The 18531-nt window shown below is 71.3% G+C and carries 16 protein-coding genes; 9 read left to right on the forward strand and 7 right to left on the reverse strand.

The annotated features are described in order from the left end of the window. Positions 1-51: 51 nt before the first annotated feature. The 3 genes from EDD54_RS01690 to EDD54_RS01700 all read right to left on the reverse strand — a co-directional run bounded on the left by EDD54_RS01690 (position 52) and on the right by EDD54_RS01700 (position 3741). Entirely contained in the window at positions 52-1743 is a 1692-nt protein-coding gene (locus EDD54_RS01690; RefSeq protein ID WP_126537173.1) for a DEAD/DEAH box helicase, read from the reverse strand. A 313-nt stretch (positions 1744-2056) separates the two neighbouring features. Further along, positions 2057-2803 carry a pyrimidine 5'-nucleotidase gene (locus tag EDD54_RS01695; protein WP_425374977.1) on the reverse strand — a complete coding sequence of 249 codons (747 nt, stop codon included), beginning with the start codon at positions 2801-2803 and terminating at the stop codon, positions 2057-2059. A 68-nt stretch (positions 2804-2871) separates the two neighbouring features. Beyond that, positions 2872-3741, reverse strand: a complete 870-nt coding sequence (locus EDD54_RS01700; protein WP_126537169.1) for a protein-methionine-sulfoxide reductase heme-binding subunit MsrQ — start codon at positions 3739-3741, stop codon at positions 2872-2874. A gap of 223 nt (positions 3742-3964) precedes the next feature. Between EDD54_RS01700 and EDD54_RS01705 the strand changes: the two genes are divergently transcribed. Continuing rightward, positions 3965-4399 carry a HEPN domain-containing protein gene (locus EDD54_RS01705; protein ID WP_126537167.1) on the forward strand — a complete coding sequence of 145 codons (435 nt, stop codon included), beginning with the start codon at positions 3965-3967 and terminating at the stop codon, positions 4397-4399. Between the two features lie 298 nt (positions 4400-4697). Here EDD54_RS01705 and EDD54_RS01710 read toward each other — a convergent pair whose 3' ends face one another. The 3 genes from EDD54_RS01710 to EDD54_RS01720 all read right to left on the reverse strand — a co-directional run bounded on the left by EDD54_RS01710 (position 4698) and on the right by EDD54_RS01720 (position 7776). Next, entirely contained in the window at positions 4698-5066 is a 369-nt protein-coding gene (locus EDD54_RS01710) for a c-type cytochrome (RefSeq protein WP_126537165.1), read from the reverse strand. 71 nt (positions 5067-5137) lie between these two features. Further along, positions 5138-5980 carry a quinoprotein dehydrogenase-associated putative ABC transporter substrate-binding protein gene (locus EDD54_RS01715; RefSeq protein ID WP_126537163.1) on the reverse strand — a complete coding sequence of 281 codons (843 nt, stop codon included), beginning with the start codon at positions 5978-5980 and terminating at the stop codon, positions 5138-5140. A 14-nt stretch (positions 5981-5994) separates the two neighbouring features. After that, complete coding sequence (locus EDD54_RS01720) at positions 5995-7776, reverse strand: PQQ-dependent dehydrogenase, methanol/ethanol family (RefSeq protein ID WP_126537161.1); 1782 nt, start codon at positions 7774-7776, stop codon at positions 5995-5997. A gap of 368 nt (positions 7777-8144) precedes the next feature. Here EDD54_RS01720 and EDD54_RS01725 point away from each other — a divergent pair, with 368 nt between their 5' ends. The 3 genes from EDD54_RS01725 (at position 8145) to EDD54_RS01735 (ending at position 11413) form a co-directional block, all read left to right on the forward strand. Further along, on the forward strand, positions 8145-9677 hold the full coding sequence (locus tag EDD54_RS01725; RefSeq protein WP_126537159.1) for an acyl-CoA carboxylase subunit beta: 1533 nt from the start codon (positions 8145-8147) through the stop codon (positions 9675-9677). Between the two features lie 150 nt (positions 9678-9827). Beyond that, entirely contained in the window at positions 9828-10568 is a 741-nt protein-coding gene (locus tag EDD54_RS01730) for a VWA domain-containing protein (RefSeq protein ID WP_126537157.1), read from the forward strand. A gap of 134 nt (positions 10569-10702) precedes the next feature. Then, positions 10703-11413: a DnaJ domain-containing protein gene (locus tag EDD54_RS01735; RefSeq protein ID WP_126537155.1), complete on the forward strand. Its 711-nt coding sequence runs from the start codon at positions 10703-10705 to the stop codon at positions 11411-11413. A 63-nt stretch (positions 11414-11476) separates the two neighbouring features. On the opposite strand, the gene EDD54_RS01740 is transcribed toward EDD54_RS01735, so the two are convergent. Then, positions 11477-13114 (reverse strand): D-alanyl-D-alanine carboxypeptidase, encoded by a 1638-nt coding sequence (locus EDD54_RS01740; RefSeq protein ID WP_208112137.1) that lies wholly within the window; start codon positions 13112-13114, stop codon positions 11477-11479. A 370-nt stretch (positions 13115-13484) separates the two neighbouring features. Here EDD54_RS01740 and EDD54_RS01745 point away from each other — a divergent pair, with 370 nt between their 5' ends. The 5 genes from EDD54_RS01745 to EDD54_RS01765 all read left to right on the forward strand — a co-directional run bounded on the left by EDD54_RS01745 (position 13485) and on the right by EDD54_RS01765 (position 18527). Then, entirely contained in the window at positions 13485-13817 is a 333-nt protein-coding gene (locus EDD54_RS01745) for a phasin family protein (protein WP_126537151.1), read from the forward strand. A gap of 380 nt (positions 13818-14197) precedes the next feature. After that, on the forward strand, positions 14198-14533 hold the full coding sequence (clpS, locus tag EDD54_RS01750; protein ID WP_126537149.1) for an ATP-dependent Clp protease adapter ClpS: 336 nt from the start codon (positions 14198-14200) through the stop codon (positions 14531-14533). Positions 14534-14542: 9 nt separating this feature from the next. Continuing rightward, positions 14543-16993, forward strand: a complete 2451-nt coding sequence (gene clpA, locus EDD54_RS01755; RefSeq protein WP_126537147.1) for an ATP-dependent Clp protease ATP-binding subunit ClpA — start codon at positions 14543-14545, stop codon at positions 16991-16993. 286 nt (positions 16994-17279) lie between these two features. Further along, entirely contained in the window at positions 17280-17669 is a 390-nt protein-coding gene (locus EDD54_RS01760; RefSeq protein ID WP_126537145.1) for a VOC family protein, read from the forward strand. 102 nt (positions 17670-17771) lie between these two features. Continuing rightward, positions 17772-18527 (forward strand): metallophosphoesterase family protein, encoded by a 756-nt coding sequence (locus tag EDD54_RS01765; protein WP_126537143.1) that lies wholly within the window; start codon positions 17772-17774, stop codon positions 18525-18527. Positions 18528-18531: the final 4 nt, after the last annotated feature.

The following is an 18531-nucleotide window of genomic DNA, read 5'->3' on the forward strand; positions in this document are numbered from 1 at the left end:
GGTCGAGCCGACGGCCTCGCGCCGCCGGCCCCTCGAGATCTTGCCGTCCCCTCAGCCGTGGCGTTCCTTGCGGCGCGGCGGCTTGGTGGGGCGGCCGGCGGGGGCTGGGCGGCCGTCGTCCTTGAAGCGACGGCGCTGCGGGGCGACCGGCTCGCCGTCGGCGGGGGCGATCGGCACGTCGCCGGGGCCGCCGTTGGCGGCGGCGAAGGCGACCTGGCCGGCGGCGGCGGCGGTGACGGCGAACAGCGTCTCGCGGTCGCCGATGCGGATGGTGCCGATCTCGCGCTTCGGGATCGCGGCGCGCCGGCAGATCAGCGGCAGGATGTGGCGGACCTCGGCGCCGTCGCGGCGGCCGACGGCGAGGCGGAACCAGACGGCGCCCTCGTCCACGCGCGGGCCCTCGGCGGCGGCGCGGCGCTCCGGCCGCTCTGCGGCGGGCACGATCAGCTCCTCGGGCGAGGGCAGGCCGACGCGGGCGTAGCGGATCAGCGCGGCGGCGAGTTCCTCGGAGCTGCGGCCCTCGGCGAGGCGGCGGGCGAGCTCGAGATCCTCCTCGGTCGGTTCCTCGGTCAGCATCGGGTCGGCGGCGAGACGCTCGCCGTCGAGGCGGCGGATCTCCTCGGCGGTCGGCGCGCCGGCCCATTCGGCGACGACGCCGGCGCCGGCGAGCAGGCTCTCGGCCTTGCGGCGGCGCGAATGCGGCACCAGCAGCACCGCGGTGCCCTTGCGACCGGCGCGGCCGGTGCGGCCGGAGCGGTGCGTCAGCACCTCCGGGTCGTTCGGCAGCTCGGCGTGGACGACGAGGCCGAGGTCGGGCAGGTCGATGCCGCGGGCGGCGACGTCGGTGGCGACGCAGACGCGGGCGCGGCCGTCGCGCATCGAGGTCAGCGCCTGGTTGCGGTCGGCCTGGGTCATCTCGCCGGAGAGGGCGACGACCTGGAAGCCGCGCTCCTGCAGCGCGCCGTGCAGGCGGCGCACCGCCTCGCGGGTGGCGCAGAACACGATGGCGGCGCGCGCCTCGTACCAGCGCAGCACGTTGACGACGGCCTTCTCGATCTCGTGGCCGGCGATGCGCAGGGCGCGGTAGTCGATGTCGGCGTGGCCGGTGTCGTCCTCGGTGACGTCGATGCGCACGGCCTCGCGCTGGAAGCGGGTGGCGAGGCGGACGATCTCGGCCGGCAGCGTGGCGGAGAACAACAGCGTGCGGCGATCGGTCGGCGTGGCGCCGAGGATGAACTCGAGATCCTCGCGGAAGCCGAGGTTCAGCATCTCGTCGGCCTCGTCGAGCACGACGGCGCTGAGATCGTCGGTGATCAGGCGGCCGCGCTCCATGTGGTCGCGCAGGCGGCCGGGCGTGCCGACCACCACGTCGGCGCCCATAGCGAGCGCCTTCTTCTCGCGCTGCGGATCCATGCCGCCGACGCAGGTCAGCACCCGCCCGCCGGCCTTGCCGTAGAGCCAGGCGAGCTCGCGGTGGACCTGGAGCGCCAGTTCGCGCGTCGGCGCCACGACCAGCGCCTTCGGCGTGGTCGGGCCGGGGAAGCGCTCGGCGCCGTCCAGCAGCGTCGGCACCATGGCGAGGCCGTAGGCGACGGTCTTGCCGGAGCCGGTGCGGGCGGACACGAGGAGGTCGGCGCCGCCGAGGGCGGGATCGGCCACCGCGGCCTGCACCGGGGTCGGTTCGGTGTAGCCGCGGTCGGCGAGGGCTTGCGCCACCAGGGCGTTGTCGACGGTGAAGGGCATGGACGGTTCCGGGAACGGCTGAGCGCGCGGCGGCGACGTCGGGGCGGTCGCGGCGGCGGCGTGCTCGAGGAATGAAAAGGGCTCGGATCCGGGAGATACCCGAAATCGCACGGGAAGGCCACAATATCCCGCGGGCGGGAGCCATGCGGGGACGGGGTGCGACCCCGGAGCGTCGGCGGCCGGGCTCGTACCGAGCTCGCAAAGTTCGGACCTTTGGTCGGAGCGTTGCGGGCGAGAAGCGCCCGACCGGGCGCCGGCCGAACGGCCGAAACCTCGCAAGGTCCCGACACGTCGGGACTTTGCGAGACTGGAATCAGGCCTTCATGGCACCGGCGACCGCGGCGACGAAGCCGGCGAGGTCGTCGGTGACGAACTCGACGTCCGGGCTCTCCTCGCCCTCGAGCTCCCAGGCCTCGCGGAACACCTCGCGGGTGCCCTGCGGCACCACGAGCACCGTGCGCATGCCGAGGCGGTGCGGCACCGCGAGGTTGCGCGCGAGATCCTCGAACATGGCGGCGCGGCCCGGGGTGACGCCGGTGGCGCCGAGGAAGAGGTCGTAGGCCTCGCGGTTGGGCTTCGGCAGCAGGCCGGCCGAGACGATGTCGAAGATGTCGTCGAAGTGGCCGTCGACGCCGAGACGGGCGGCGGTCTTCTCGGCGTGACGGCGCGAGCCGTTGGTGAAGATGAACTTCTTGCCCGGCAGCGCCGCGAGCGCGTCGCCGAGGGCCGGATCGGGGGCGACCACCGAATGGTCGATGTCGTGGACGTATTCGAGGAAGCCGTCGGGCGTGATGCCGTGCTCCTCCATCAGCCCCCGCAAGGTGGTGCCGTAACGGCGATAGTAGTCCTTCTGCACGTCCATCGCCGTCTCGGGCGAGAGGTCGAGCAGGCGTGCGACGAAGTCGCGGATGCGCACGTCGACCTGGGCGAACAGGTTGGTGTGGGCGGGATAGAGCGTGTTGTCGAGGTCGAACACCCAGGCCTCGACCCCCTTGAAGATGCGCAGGTCGTTGAGATGGGCGTGGCTGCCCTCGCGGAGACGGAACGGAAGCGCGCTCAAGGGTATCGTCCTCGGGGATCGGGACTTCACCATATGGGCATTCGGTGAAGGGAGTGTAGCGCGACCGGTCAGCGCGCCGGCGCGGGACAGCCGCGGCGGTCACCGGCCGGGCGACGGCGGACGAGGCCTGCGGCCGCGACCGCGAGGCCGACCGCCGCCACCCACCACGCCGGCCGCATCAGGGCCGGATCGAGGTTGGCGGCGAGCACGCGGCCGGCGGGCACGCCGGTGAAGAGCCCGTACCAGCCGACCTCGATCGCCGCCGTGAGGACGCCGACCGCGATGGCGACGCCCGCGAGCACCGCCGGTCCGAGCCCGGGGCCGCGCGCCTGCGCCACCCGGTAGGCCATCAGCAGCAGGAACAGGCCGGTCAGCAGCACGGCCGGGCCGACGTCGACCTTGGCCTGCAGGAAATGGTGGACGAGGGCGAGCACGGCGATCGGGTAGGCGAGCCGGTGCAGCCGCTGCCACGCCGATCCCATCCGCCGGATCGCGGCGTCGGTGGAGGTGACGCCGAGCGCGAGGAGGCCGAGGAGGGCGACGAAGCCGATGGCGAGATAGACCCGGAGCACGATCTCGGTCGCGACCTTGGCGAGCACGAAATTCTCGTCGCCGGCATAGAGCACGAGATGGCCGAGCGCGTAGGCGAGGGCGAACAGGCCGACCATGCGGCGCACCAGGATCAGACGGGGCGCGTCCAGGATCCGCCGGGCCGGGCTGATCGCCAGCGACGCCACCAGCAGGCGCACCGCCCAGGTGCCGCTCTGGTGCACGGCGGCGTTCCAGGGACGCGGCCCGAGCCCGCCGGTCGCCGCCTGCCAGGCGATCCAGGCCGCGGGCAGGAGGCAGAGCACGAAGGTCGCGGTCTTCAGCGCCGAGAAGCGTCCGGCGCGATCGTGGAACGGGGCGAGGAGGACGGGAGAGCGGGCGGCGGGCATCGGCACCTTCTGCGGTCGAGAGCTTCCATCTCCCGAAGTGACGATGGAAACCAGCCCGCGGTTACGCGCGCCGCCATCACCTTTCCGCGACCGCCGTCCGGCGGGCCGAAAGGAAGGCGGCCGCCCGGTCCGGAGCGGTCGATGTGCGCAACCGGATGCCGCAGGTTGAGTTTGCACGGCTGAATTTACCGAAAGTTACAGGCCGCCGACATCTCATCGCCGGATGAGCATCGCCGACGATCCCTATCCGGGTGCGACGGCCCCGCCCGAAGCCGTCGCCGGCCTCGCCGGCTCCTATCGGGCGGCCGCGCATCTGCTCGCCGCTCACGGCGACGCCACCGCCGCGACCGGACGCGCCCCCTGGCGGCTGGCCGCGATCCATGCCGTCGAACTCTACCTCAACGCCTATCTCCGTCTGCACGGACGCTCGCCGGCGGAGATTCGCGGGCTCCACCACGACATGGCGAAATACTCCGCGTTGGCCGCGTCCTGCGGTCTGCAGTTTCGGGCGAAGACGCTGGCGCATCTCGTCTCGCTCGGCGAGACGCGCGCCTATGTCGTCACGCGCTACGACCCGGCGCGGTCGGCGGGAATGGAACCGCCCAACCGGGTGCTGGCGACGCTCGACGAGGTCGCCGCGAAGGTCGAACGGGCGTAGGCGCAGGCGACGGCCCGCCGAGCCGCCGAGCAGGCGAAGACATCGCGAGCCGCCGCGAAGGGGAAGCGACCGCCGGCGGTCGCGCCGGGCGTCGAGGCGTCGCCGGCTCCGGGCCGAGAAGCCGTGGCGGCGCCGACCGCCGGGCCCGCGTCGAAGGCGCCGGCGACGGCACCGCGGCCGAAGGCCTCGGCCGGGTCGGCGCCCGTTCCCGCCGGCAAGCCGAAGCGCAAGGCCGGCCCGCCGGCCACCCGGCCGGCCGCCGCCTCGGGCGAACGCAGCGGCGCGACGCCGACCTCGCTCAGCGCGAAGGCACCTTCTCCCACCAATGGGTGAAGACCGGCTCGTTCTTGCGGCCGAGGGTGCCGAGATAGGCGGCGAGATTGGCGATGTCGGTCGACGTCATGAAGCGGCCGTAGGAGGGCATCCCCTCGTCGGCGCCGAACAGCACCTTCTCGCGCACGTCCGAGAACTCGGCTTCGCCGATCAGGCGCGGACCCATGGCGCCGCCGCCGCGCATGCCGTGACAGCCGTAGCAGTTGTACTTGAGGTAGAGCCGCCGGCCCTCGCCGATGCTGTCGAGCGCCGAGGCGGCGGACGGGGCGAGCGCGGTGCCGAGGACGACGGTGGCGGCCGCGAGGCGGGCGGCACGGGCGATGGTGGTCTTCATCTCGTGAACCCCTTCGGAGCGGGGAATGACGAAGGCCGCGGCGGGCGCGGCCGATGGGGACGGCGCGGCGCTCAACTGGCGTCGCGGTGGGCGCGGGTGTCGACGTCGGGCACGCCGTAGGCATCCAGCACCGCGCGGATCTCGGCGCGATGGCGGTCGAGGGCGCCCTGGAGGCGGTCGCGCAGGGCGCCGTCGCTCTTGCGGGTGGCGACGGCGATCTCGTAGCTGAAGCGCAACTCCGGCGCCGGCGGATCGGCGAGGATCGGCGTCAGCGCGATCCGGCTGCCGAACGGCTCGGCATACCAGCCGGCCACCGGGCCCCAGACCACCGCGACGTCGACCGTGCCTGACGCGACCGCCTCGACGAGGCGGCGCTGCGGGTCCGGATCGTCGGCGCCGCCCCAGACGCGAAAGCCTTCGACGTTGGCCGAGAGCCCGCGCGCCGCGATCGCCGCGGCCGGCGGCGTCGCCGCCCCCTCCATGCCGAGTGCCGGCAGGCCGATCCGGGCGGTGGCGAGCGCCGGATCGTCGAAGGAGGCCGGTGGGGCGCCGTGGGCCGGGGCTGTGACGAAGACGTAGGACGATCGGTAGTAGGGCCGCGTCGTCTTCACACCCGGGAAGCCGTAGGGCAGGCCGATCACGACGTCGCAGTCGTTCTCGCGCAGGGTGCGACGCAGGAAGCCGCGGTACTGCGCGTCCCAGCTGTAGCGCACCGTCAACCCGAGGTCGGCGGCGAGAAGGTCGGCGATGCGGTTCTCGAAGCCCGCCCCGGCGAGGTTGCTGAACGGCATGTTGTCGGGGTCGGAGCAGACCCGGAGTTCGCCCGTCGCGGTCGCGTCCGCGACGGCGGACGGGGCGGCCGCGACGATCGCCGTGGCGGCGAGGGCGGCGGCGGCGAGAGGTCGGAGCGGCATGGCGCGAACCTCCGTCACGGCAGGCGGAAGACGTGGAGCATGCCGCCGGGGGCGGTCGCGCCGGCCGGCTTGGTCGCGCAGGTGCCGCCGGCGAAGCCGCCCGCCAGCCAGCCGACGCCGCTGTAGATCGCGATCCGCTGCTTGCCGTCGGTGCCTGCGAAGCTGATCGGGTTGCCGACCACCGGGCACTCGAGTTTCGTGTCGAACAGCGTCTTGCCGGTGGCCGCGTCGAGCGCCTTGAAGTGGCGGTCGAGCGTTCCGTAGAAGATCAGGCCGCCTTGGGTGGCGAGCACGCCGGCATAGATCGGCAGCGGCTCGGTGACACCCCACTTGCGCTTGCCGGTCGCCGCGTCCCAGGCGACGAGCTCGCCGAGATGGAAGGTGCCGGCGGCCCCGTTCGGGCCGGGCAGCACCGCGAGATCGGCGCCCATGAACGGCGCGCCGGCGACGTAGAGCGCCTTCAGCGGCTCGAAATTTTCGCAGAAGTTCAGCGTCGGCACGTAGAACAGCTTGGTGCGCGGCGAATAGGCGGCCGGCTCCCAGTCCTTCACGCCGAAGGCCGACGGACAGATGTTGGTGGAGAGCTTGCCCTGGTGCGGCACCATCGCCGGGTCGACGTCGGGCAGGCCGGTGGCAAGGTCGACGCCCTTGGCCCAGTTCACCGCGCCGAAGGGCTCGGCGACCAGCACCTCGCCGGTGGCGCGATCGATCGTGTAGGCGAAGCCGTTCTTGTCGAAGTGGACGATCACCTTGCGCGGCTTGCCGCCGATCGGCAGCGTCACTGCGATGTTCTCGTTGACGGCGTCGTAGTCCCAGGCGTCGTGCGGGGTCAGCTGGTAGACCCACTTGGCGTCGCCGGTCTTCGGGTCGCGGGCGAAGATCGCCGACGACCATTTGTTGTCGCTGCGGCGCGGGTCCGGGTTCTTCGGGTTGCCGATGCGCATGTCCGGGTTCCAGACGCCCGGATTGGCGGTGCCGTAGTAGACGAGGCCGGTGTCGGCCGCATAGGTGAACCAGGCCCACGAGGTCGAGCCGCCCTGCTTCCACAGCGTGCCCGGCCACGTGGTACGGCCGAGGTCGGTGCCGCGGTCCTTGGCGTAGAACGGCGCGAAGCCGCCGCCGAGGCGGACGTCGGCGTCCGGGCCGGTGGCGTAGGCGCGCCAGACCTGACGCCCGGTGGCGAGGTCGAGCCCGGCGACCCAGCCGCGCAGGCCGAGTTCGGCGCCGGCGTTGCCGACGAGGACGCGGTCGCCGACCACGATCGGCGCGCCGGTCAGCGTCTCGCCGGTCTCCGGCTGGCCGTGCTTGGTGCGCCAGACCTGCTTGCCCGTCTTGGCGTCGACGGCGACGGTGGTGTCGTCGAGGGTGTTGAAGACGATCTTGCCGTCGCCGAAGGCGGCGCCGCGGTTGACGACGTCGCAGCAGGCGACGCCGTGGGCGTATTCGTTGAAGGACGGGGCGAAGGTCCACAGCACCTTGCCCTTGGCGGCCGGATCGATCGCGATCAGCTTGTGCGGGAACGGCGTCACCACGTACATCACGCCGCCGATCACCAGCGGCTGGCCCTGGTGGCTGCCGCGGGTGTTGGTCGGGATCGCGAAGTCCTCGACCAGCGTGCCGACGTTGGTGGTGTCGATCTGCTTCAGCGTCGAGAAGCGCGTGCCCTCGAGGTCGCCCGAAGCGGTCGGCCAGTTGACGCCGGCGGCCGCCTTTGCGTCGGGACCGGCGAAGACCGTGCCGGCGACGACCGCCGCCGCTACCGCGACCGCCCGCATGTTCGTTCTGGTGTCGACCACGATGCCCTCCCGTCATGTCCCGGACCCCGCCCGCGCCTGCGTGGGCTGCCCACGCCGCAGCGGCGCGCCCGGCACCCCCGTGCCGACGGTCCGTCCGATTCCGACCGGCCACCCGGCGGTGGTCGGTGTCCGCGCGCCCCCGTTCGCGGGCGGCGACATCCGGACAACGGCGCACACATTACGGATAGTCCATGATTTCGAGCTGACATGGCGAAGGGGCGGTGAACGAGGGGAGGGGAATTGTCCCGGCCGCGCCGACCTGACGCGGGGGGTGCGGCTAAGGTCTACGGTGCCGGGCCGGAGGCGCTCGTGTAGCTAAGGGTTCGGTTTCGCCCGCAATCCGGGCCCTTCCACGGAGTCTTGGTCAGATGAAGGACGTGCTCGACGAACTCGATCGGCGGCGTGGCGAAGCGCGGCTCGGCGGCGGCGAGCGCCGCATCGGGGCGCAGCACGCCAAGGGCAAGCTCACGGCCCGCGAGCGCATCGAGATCCTGCTCGACGAGGGCTCGTTCGAGGAGTTCGACATGTTCGTCGAACACCGCTGCACCGACTTCGGCATGGACGAGACCAAGATGCCGGGCGACGGCGTCGTCACCGGCTGGGGCACCGTCAATGGCCGCGTCGTGTTCGTGTTCTCCAAGGACTTCACCGTCTTCGGCGGCTCGCTCAGCGAGACCCACGCCCAGAAGATGGTCAAGATCCAGGACATGGCGCTGAAGAACCGCGCCCCGATCATCGGCCTGTTCGACGCCGGCGGCGCGCGCATCCAGGAAGGCGTCGCGGCGCTCGCGGGTTACGGCGAGGTCTTCACGCGCAACGTCAGGGCGTCGGGCGTGATCCCGCAGATCTCGCTGATCATGGGCCCGTGCGCCGGCGGCGACGTCTACTCGCCGGCCATGACCGACTTCATCTTCATGGTGCGCGACACCTCCTACATGTACGTGACCGGTCCGGACGTGGTGAAGACCGTCACCAACGAGACCGTGACCCACGAGCAGCTCGGCGGCGCCTCGGTGCACACGGTGAAGTCGTCGATCGCCGACGGCGCGTTCGAGAACGACGTCGAGGCGCTGATCGAGATGCGCCGGCTGATCGACCTCCTGCCGCAGAACAATCAGGCGGAGCTGCCGGAGATCGAGTGCCACGACGATCCCGAGCGGATCGACAAGTCGCTGGACAGCCTGATCCCGGACAATCCGAACAAGCCCTACGACATGAAGGAGCTGATCCTGAAGACGGTCGACGAGGGCGACTTCTTCGAGATCCAGGCCACCCACGCCAAGAACATCATCACCGGCTTCGGCCGCGTCGAGGGCCGTACCGTCGGCTTCGTCGCCAACCAGCCGATGGTGCTCGCCGGCGTGCTCGACAGCGACGCCAGCCGCAAGGCCGCCCGCTTCGTCCGCTTCTGCGACTGCTTCGGCATCCCGATCGTCACCTACGTCGACGTCCCCGGATTCCTGCCGGGCACGGCGCAGGAATACGGCGGGCTGATCAAGCACGGCGCCAAGCTGCTGTTCGCCTATGCCGAGGCGACCGTGCCGAAGATCACCGTGATCACCCGCAAGGCCTACGGCGGCGCCTACGACGTCATGAGCTCCAAGCACATCGGCGGCGACATCAATTACGCCTGGCCGAGCGCCGAGATCGCCGTGATGGGCGCCAAGGGCGCCGCGGAGATCCTCTACCGCGCCGACCTCGCCGATCCCCAGAAGATCCAGGCGCGCATCAAGGAATACGAGAAGCGCTTCGCCAACCCGTTCGTCGCCGCCGAGCGCGGCTACATCGACGAGGTGATCTTCCCGCACTCGACCCGCCGCCGCATCGCCCGCGCGCTCCGCCTGCTCCGCAACAAGCACATGGAGCAGCCCTGGAAGAAGCACGACAACATCCCGCTCTGACGCGGAGGACGGCGTCGGCGGGGCGGGGTCTCCCCGCCGGGCCGCATCGCCTCCGGCCAGGGCGGGTGGCGCCCGTTCGTCGCCCGCTTGTGCCGTGGCGGACGGGTTCCGATATGCTCGGGGTTGGATTCGTCCCCGAGCGAGGTGGCCATGAGCGACGACACACCGGCCCGCCGCGGTGCCTCGGCGCCGACCTCCGTCGGCGCCGGTCCCGCCGCCGTGCGCTCGTCCGCGGCCGAGATCGACGCGTTCGTCGCCGCCGCGCGGGATACCGCGCCCGATCCGAACCGCGCCCGCCTGATCTTCGCCCTCGACGCCACCATGAGCCGGCAGCCGACCTGGGACCGCGCGGCCTCGCTCCAGGCGGAGATGTTCGCGGAGGCCGGCCGGATCGCCGGGCTCGACGTCCAACTGGTCTATTTCCGCGGCCACGACGAATGCAGGGCGAGCCGCTTCGTCCCCGACGCCGCCCGCCTCGCCCGGCTGATGGAGGGCATCGACTGCCGCGGCGGCCGCACCCAGATCGGCAAGGTGCTGCGCCACGCCGCGCGCACCGCCCGCGAGGGCAGGGTGGCCGCGCTGGTCTACGTCGGCGACGCCATGGAGGAGAGCGTCGACGACCTCGCCGCAGCCGCGGGCGACCTCGGCGTCCTCGGCACGCCGGTGTTCCTGTTCCGGGAGGGCTCGGATCGCGCCGCCGCCCGCGCCTTCGAGGAGATCGCGCGGCTGAGCCGCGGTGCCCACCTCGCCTTCTCCGAGGGCTCGGCAGCCGAACTCGGTGCATTGCTGCGCGCCGTCGCGGCCTATGCGGCCGGCGGCCTCGGGGCGCTGCAGGCGCTCGCCGGCCGCGACGCCGGCGCGCGGGCGCTGATCGGCGCGATGCGGCGATAGGATCGGTCGGGGCGGAGCCCGCGTTCGCGGAACCGCGCCCGGCGTGCGACGGCTCCCCTCGACGACGGGGCGGCCCGTGCTAGAAATGGAGCCAGGGAGGACGACGCGCCGGCACCCGTCCGGCGGCCAACGCCATGCTGCAGATCCTGACCGTCATATCCGCGCTGATCGGCGCCTACGGCGCGCTACGCTGGTTCGTCAACGCGAACCCGGCCAGCATGCTCGCGGGCGGACGGCAGAGCCTGTTCCTGGCCGGCCTCGGCCTCGCCGCGGTTCTGGCGATGACCGGCCGCGTCGGCCTCGGCATCCCGCTCGCGGTGGTGCTGTTCTACCTCTACGGCAAGGGCGTGTTCGGCTCGATGGTGCCGCGCCGCAAGGCGGCGTCCGGGGCGCCGCGCAAGTCGATGGTGCGCTCGGCCGCCCTCGAGATGGAACTCGACCACCGCACCGGCAAGATGACCGGCCGCGTCCTCGCCGGCACCTTCGAGGGCCGCGACCTCGACAGCCTCGACGCGGCGGCGCTGCAGCGGCTCGCCTTCGAGATCTCCGCCGATCCCGAGAGCCGCGGCCTGTTAGAGGTTTACCTCGACCGCCGCATGCCCGGATGGCGTGAGCACGTGAAGTCGGACGGCGCAGCGGGGCGCCGTCGACCGCCGAACGCGGGCGCCATGAGCGAGGAGGAGGCGTACCAGATCCTTGGACTTCCTCAGGGGGCCGGCGAACCGGAGATCCGTGCCGCCCACCGCAGACTGATGAAGAAGGTCCACCCCGACACCGGCGGGTCGAACTTCCTGGCCGCGCGCATCAACGAAGCCAAGGACAGACTTCTCTCCAAACATCGGTAGCTCCCGGGACGCGGATACGGGGGACTGGGGGCATACGGGTGGACGTCCGGCACCGACGACGGGTCAGAGCCGGAAGCTGTAGCAGTTCATGTCGCTGCGCTTCAGCGCGGCGCAGGCGCGGGACGCGGCCTTCTCGGACTCGAAACCTGCGAAGCGGGCGCGCACCAGGGTCTGGCCACCCTTCGACACGGTCTCGGTGACCGGATCGGCGGCGGCGAGCGCCTTGCCGCCCTTGGCCTGGGCGCGGCGGATCAGGTCGGCGGCGGCGGCCTTGGAGGGCACGGCGCCGATCTGGATCATCCAGCCGCGGGCGGCGGCACGGGCCTCCTCGCGCACCGCGGCCGGGGCCGGCGGCGCCACGGACCGGGCGGTGGCGGTACGGCGCGGCGTCGGGGCGGCGATGTCGCTGTCGACCGAGGCGACCTCGATCGGCTCGGCGTCGCCTTCGCCGATGGTCTGCTCGATCATGCTGCCGAGGGCGTCGCGCTCGGCCGACGACAGCGGGGCGACGTCGCCGAAGGCCTCGGCCGCCGAGGACGGCAGCTTGGCGGTGGCGAGCGACACCGGCTCGGACACCGGCACCGGGATCGCCTCGACACGGACCTGACGGGCGGCGGCGACCGGCTGCGGCGCGCTCTCGGGCACGGCGGTCGGGACCACCGACGCGGTGACGATCTCCGGCATGCCGTCCGCGGCGACCTGGACCGGGCGCGGCGAGGGCTGCGGATGCTCGACCGCCTCCGGCGCGGCGGCCTGGAGCGCCTCGGGCACCGGATGCGGCGCCGACGCGGCCACCTTGGGCGCCGAGCGGACGGCGGCGACGAGCTCGTCGTCGTAGCCGCGGCCGCGGGAGGCGAGCGGCAGATAGGCCTCGATCAGCCGGACCATGTGGGCGTCGCGCGAGCGGGCGGTGCGGCCGCCCATCACCACCGCCACGATCTTGCGGCCGTCGCGCTTCACCGAGCTGACCAGGTTGAAGCCGGAGGCGTTGATGTAGCCGGTCTTGATGCCGTCGACGCCGTCGACCGCACCGAGCAGACGGTTGTGGTTGCCGTGCACCTTGCCGCGGAAGGTGAAGGAGCGGGTCTTGAAGAACTCGTAATAGGTCGGGAAGCGCACCTGGAGAGCGACGCCGAGCTTCATCATGTCGCGCGCCGAGGTGTACTGACCGGGATCGGGCAGGCCGTTGGCGTTGCGGAAGCGGGTGTTGCTCATGCCGAGGGCGCGGGCGGTCCGCGTCATCCGGTCGGCGAAGGCCGGCACCGAACCGGCGAGGTTCTCGCCGATGGTCGCGGCAGCGTCGTTGGCCGACTTGGTGACGAGGCCCTTGATCGCCTCCTCGACCGTGATGGTGTCGCCGGGCCGGAGGCCGAGCTTCGACGGCGGCTGCGCCGAGGCGTTGCGCGACACCTCGAGCCGGCTGTCGAGGCGGAAGCGGCCGCGCTCGAGGTCCTCGAACAGGACGTAGAGCGTCATCATCTTGGTCAAAGAGGCCGGATAGCGGCGCCCGTCGGCGTTGGCCTCGTAGAGGACCTTGCCCGTCGCCGTGTCGACCACGATGGCCGCGTACTTGTCGGGGTAGACGCCCGCGGGCGCGGCCGCCCGGGCCTCCCCGGTCGCGCCGGCGGCGATGCCACCGGCCAGGACGACCGCGACGGCGGCCTTGATCGCGGTTCCCAGTCTCGCACGCCAACTCTGCACTGATCGCCCTCGCGCTCGCACGGCCCGGCCGCCGGCCCTTGCGGGCGGGCGGAATCGTGTGGTCCCGGAGGTCGTCGGGACCGCACGCGTCATGGTGAAGAGGATGCGACCGTCGGGGTTACAATTCGGTAAAATCGGATGGATCCGTGGTGTCGCGGACGGGGTGGCGGCTCGCCGTCTGCCGCACTGCGGCAACGCCCGCGCTCCAGGTTTCCACGTAGGCCGAAAGGTTCGTTGTGCACCGCACAAAAAATCGTTGACCCCCCGACGGCACCGCATATAATGGCGGCATGTTCCGGAGGCGGGTGCCCACGTGTTGGGCGCTCCGGCCCGGTGCGGCTCGTCGGGCGGAAAACAAGGAGGCCTCGAGATGGCGAACGGCTACGAAGACATCCAGAAGGTGTTCAAGGACAACGTCGACAGCGCGGTGAAGTCCGCCGGCGTCGTGTCCAAGGGCTTCCAGGCGATCGCCGCCGAGGCCACCGACTACTCCAAGCGCTCGCTCGAGGACGGCTCGAAGTTCGTCGAGAAGCTGCTCGGCGCCAAGTCGCTCGACGTCGTGATCGAGGTCCAGACCGAGTACTTCAAGAAGTCCTACGAGGACGCGGTCGGCCAGTTCACGAAGATCGGCGAGCTCTACGCCGATCTCGCCAAGGAAATCGCGAAGCCCTACGAAGGCTTCGCCGCCAAGTTCCCGAAGTGACGTGAACGGCGCGGGCGCCTTGTACTGATCCGCCCGCCGTTCCAGTCGCCGATCATCGAAGGCCCGGTGCGTCCTCGCACCGGGCCTTCGTGCGTTCGGGGTCCGCGCGACGGTCTGCCCACAGGAAGTCGCTTCACAAATCGTGCGAGACGTGGTCGACTCGATGGCGAGACGGAAGGGGCGGCCTGTAAACGCGTGGAGGGCGGCCCTATATCCGGTGAGCCAGCGGCGTTGGGACGATGCCGGACAGGGTGCGGGACGATGCGGCACCCGGCACGACCGGGACGGAGGCGGCGGGCGGGTGTCCGCCGGCCCGGCCGGCCGCGCCCCTCCGGGTCGCCCGTGCCACCGGCGGACAACGAAAGAGCCTGCCGCATACGATGACCAAAGACACCCGGCGCAACGACAAGGACGACAACGACAGCGGCACCGGTGTCGTCACCAAGACCCGGCCGAAGACCAAGCGGCCGAGCATGTACCGCGTGTTGCTTCTCAACGACGACTACACGCCGATGGAGTTCGTGGTCCACGTCCTGGAGCGGTTCTTCAACAAGACCCGCGACGAGGCGACCCAGATAATGCTGCACGTGCACCATCACGGCGTCGGCGAATGCGGCATCTACACCTACGAGGTGGCCGAGACGAAGGTGACCCAGGTCATGGACTTCGCCCGCCGCCATCAGCACCCCCTGCAGTGCGTCATGGAAAAGAAGTGAGGTACGCCCGTGCCGTCATTCTCCCGTAGCCTCGAAAAGGCCCTGCACCAGGCACTGGCCTACGCCAACGAGCGACGCCAGGAATACGCGACGCTCGAACACCTGCTGCTGGCCCTCGTCGAGGATCAGGACGCGGCCGCCGTCATGCGGGCGTGCAACGTCGACCTCGACCTGCTCCGGCGCAATCTGGTCGAGTACATCGACACCGAGCTCGACAACCTCGTCACCGAACTCGGCGAGGAGTCCAAGCCCACCGCCGGCTTCCAGCGCGTGATCCAGCGCGCCGTGATCCACGTCCAGTCGTCCGGCCGCGACGAGGTGACCGGCGCCAACGTGCTCGTCGCCATCTTCGCCGAGCGCGAGAGCCACGCCGCTTATTTCCTGCAGGAGCAGGACATGACGCGCTACGACGCCGTCAACTACATCAGCCACGGCATCGCCAAGCGCGCCGGCATGTCCGAGCAGCGTGCCGCCCGCGGCGCCGACGAGGAGTCGACCACGGCCGAGACCGGACCGACGGCCGAGAAGAAGAAGTCCGACGCCCTCGACGCTTACTGCGTGAACCTCAACGAGAAGGCGAAGAAGGGCAAGATCGATCCGCTGATCGGCCGGGCCGACGAGATCAACCGCACCATCCAGGTGCTGTGCCGCCGCTCCAAGAACAACCCGCTCTACGTCGGCGATCCCGGCGTCGGCAAGACCGCGATCGCCGAGGGACTCGCCAAGCGCATCGTCGACGGCGACGTGCCCGAGGTGCTGATCGGCTCGACCATCTTCGCCCTCGACATGGGCGCGCTGCTCGCCGGCACCCGCTACCGCGGCGACTTCGAGGAGCGCCTGAAGCAGGTCGTCAAGGACATCGAGAACTATCCCGGCGCGGTGATGTTCATCGACGAGATCCACACCGTCATCGGTGCGGGCGCCACCTCGGGCGGCGCGATGGACGCCTCCAACCTCCTGAAGCCGGCGCTCGCCGGCGGCACGATCCGCTGCATCGGCTCGACCACCTACAAGGAATACCGCCAGTTCTTCGAGAAGGACCGGGCGCTGGTCCGCCGCTTCCAGAAGATCGACGTCAACGAGCCGACCATCCCGGACGCGATCGAGATCCTGAAGGGCCTGAAGCCCTATTTCGAGGACTACCACCGCGTCCGCTACACCAACGACGCCATCAAGGCGGCGGTGGAGCTGTCGGCCCGCTACATCAACGACCGCAAGCTGCCGGACAAGGCGATCGACGTGATCGACGAGACCGGGGCGTCGCAGATGCTGCTGCCCGAGGCGCGCCGCAAGAAGACCATCGGCATCAAGGAGATCGAGGCGACCATCGCCACGATGGCCCGGATCCCGCCGAAGTCGGTCTCCAAGGACGACGCCGAGGTGCTGGAGCATCTCGAGGAGAACCTGAAGCGGGTGGTCTACGGCCAGGACAAGGCGATCGAGGCGCTCGCCTCGGCGATCAAGCTCGCTCGTGCCGGCCTGCGCGAACCGGAGAAGCCGATCGGCAACTACCTGTTCTCCGGCCCGACCGGCGTCGGCAAGACCGAGGTCGCCCGTCAGCTCGCCTCCGTGCTCGGCGTGCAGATGCTGCGCTTCGACATGTCGGAGTACATGGAGCGCCACACCGTCTCGCGGCTGATCGGCGCCCCGCCGGGCTACGTCGGCTTCGACCAGGGCGGTCTCCTGACCGACGGCGTCGACCAGCATCCGCACTGCGTCCTGCTCTTGGACGAGATCGAGAAGGCCCATCCGGACCTCTTCAACATCCTCCTGCAGGTGATGGACCACGGCAAGCTGACCGACCACAACGGCAAGCAGGTCGACTTCCGCAACGTCATCCTGATCATGACGACCAACGCCGGCGCGCAGGACCTCGCCAAGGCGGCCGTCGGCTTCACCCGCGCCAAGCGCGAGGGCGACGACCAGGAGGCGATCAACCGCCTGTTCACGCCGGAGTTCCGCAACCGTCTCGACGCCATCATCCCGTTCGGCGCTCTGCCGGCCGAGGTGGTGCGGTCGGTGGTGCAGAAGTTCGTCATGCAGCTCGAGGCCCAGCTCGCCGACCGCAACGTCACCTTCGAGCTCGACGACGCCGCGATCGGTTGGCTGGCCGAGAAGGGCTACGACGAGCGCATGGGCGCCCGCCCGCTCGGCCGCGTGATCCAGGAGCACATCAAGCGCCCGCTCGCCGACGCGGTGCTGTTCGGCGTGCTGAAGAAGGGCGGCACGGTCAAGGTCACCGTCGAGACCAAGGAGGACGGCGAGACCGGCCTCAAGCTCGACGCGATCCCCGACCCGGCCCTGAAGCGCAAGGTCGAGGAGGCCGACGAGAAGAAGGCCGCCGCGGCGACCCGTCCGCCGCGCCGCGCCGCCAAGGCGAAGCCCGGCGACGACAAGACGCCGCCGCCGCCGCGCCCGCGCGGCAGTCTGGTGCCGAAGGTGCCGCTGAAGACGGGCTGACGCGAACGGTCGCCATCTCGCCGATGCATGCGCCCCGGGGCTCGCTCCGGGGCGTTTTCGCGTCGGGGTCGCCCCGGACTTGCCGGTTCCGCCCGGCGCTGCGAGGCTGCGACGGTCCCGCCCGGTGCTACCGAGCTCGTGAAGTCCCGGCCCGAAGGAGCGGGACGCATGCGGGCGAGGAGCGCCCGAAGGGCGCCGGCCGAATGGCCGCAACCTCGGAAAGTCCCGACGAGTCGGGACGTTCCGAGACTGGTACGAGAGGCATCCGGCGCGGGAGAGCGACGCCATGATCGACCATATCGGCTTCCCAGTCTCCGACTTCGAGCGATCGAAGGCGTTCTACACCGCCGCGCTCGCTCCGCTCGGCTACGGCCTCGTGATGGCGGTGACGGCCGAGGAGACCGGGGCGGCGGCGCACGCCGGCTTCGGCGCCGGCCCCAAGCCGGACTTCTGGATCGGCAGCGGCGGCCGCGCGGACGCCCTGCGCGTCCACGTCGCCTTCGTCGCCGCCGACCGCGCGGCGGTCGACGCCTTCCACGCCGCAGCGCTCGCCGCCGGCGGCACCGACAACGGCGCCCCGGGCCTGCGCCCGCACTATCACCCGAACTACTACGGCGCCTTCGTGCTCGACCCGGACGGCCACAACATCGAGGCGGTCTGCCACCGGCCGGCGTGAGCGGCGGCGCGGCCGTCTGCGCACGTTGTCGAATGGACGCCCGTCGCGCGGCGGTCGATACTCCCCGCAACAACGAGAACGGGCGGGGAGGACACGGGCCCGATGCGCACGGCGCTGATCACGGACATCCACGGCAACCGCGAGGCGCTCGAGGCCGTGCTCGACGACATCGAGGAGGTCGGTGTCGACCGCATCGTCTGCCTCGGCGACGTCGTCGGCTACGGTGCCGACCCGGAGGCCGTGGTCGAGCGCGTCGCCCGCCTCGTCGAGGACGGTGCCGTCTGCATTCGCGGCAACCACGACGCCGCCGTCGAGACCGGTGGCCGCCGCATGAGCGAGAACGCCGCCACGGCGATGGCTTGGACGATCGGCCGCCTCTCGCCGGCGCACCGCGCGTTCCTGCGCGACCTGCCGCTCGCCCACGAGGAGGGCGACGTGCTCTACGTCCACGCCAGCGCGGCACGGCCGGAGGCCTGGCCCTACGTCACGTCCGCCGATGAGGCGGCGGAGAGCCTCGACGCCACCGACGCGCGCCTGACCTTCTGCGGCCACACCCACGTGCCCGCCCTTTTCAGCATCCTGCACGGCATCGCCGGCACCACCGGCAAGACGATCACCTTCCGCCCGCACGCCGACAAGCCGGTGCCGCTGTCGCGCATCCGCCGCCATCTCGCGGTGATCGGCGCGGTCGGCCAGCCGCGCGACGGCGATCCGCGCGCCTGCTGGGGCCTGCACGACGGCGCCGGCGACGAGGTGACGTGGCACCGCGTGCCCTACGAGGTCGACAGCGCCCTGCGCAAGATCAAGGACGCCGGCCTGCCCGAGTGGTTGGCTCTCCGTCTACGCGAAGGACGGTGACGGG

This window comes from Oharaeibacter diazotrophicus (assembly GCF_004362745.1).
Lineage (GTDB): Bacteria > Pseudomonadota > Alphaproteobacteria > Rhizobiales > Pleomorphomonadaceae > Oharaeibacter > Oharaeibacter diazotrophicus.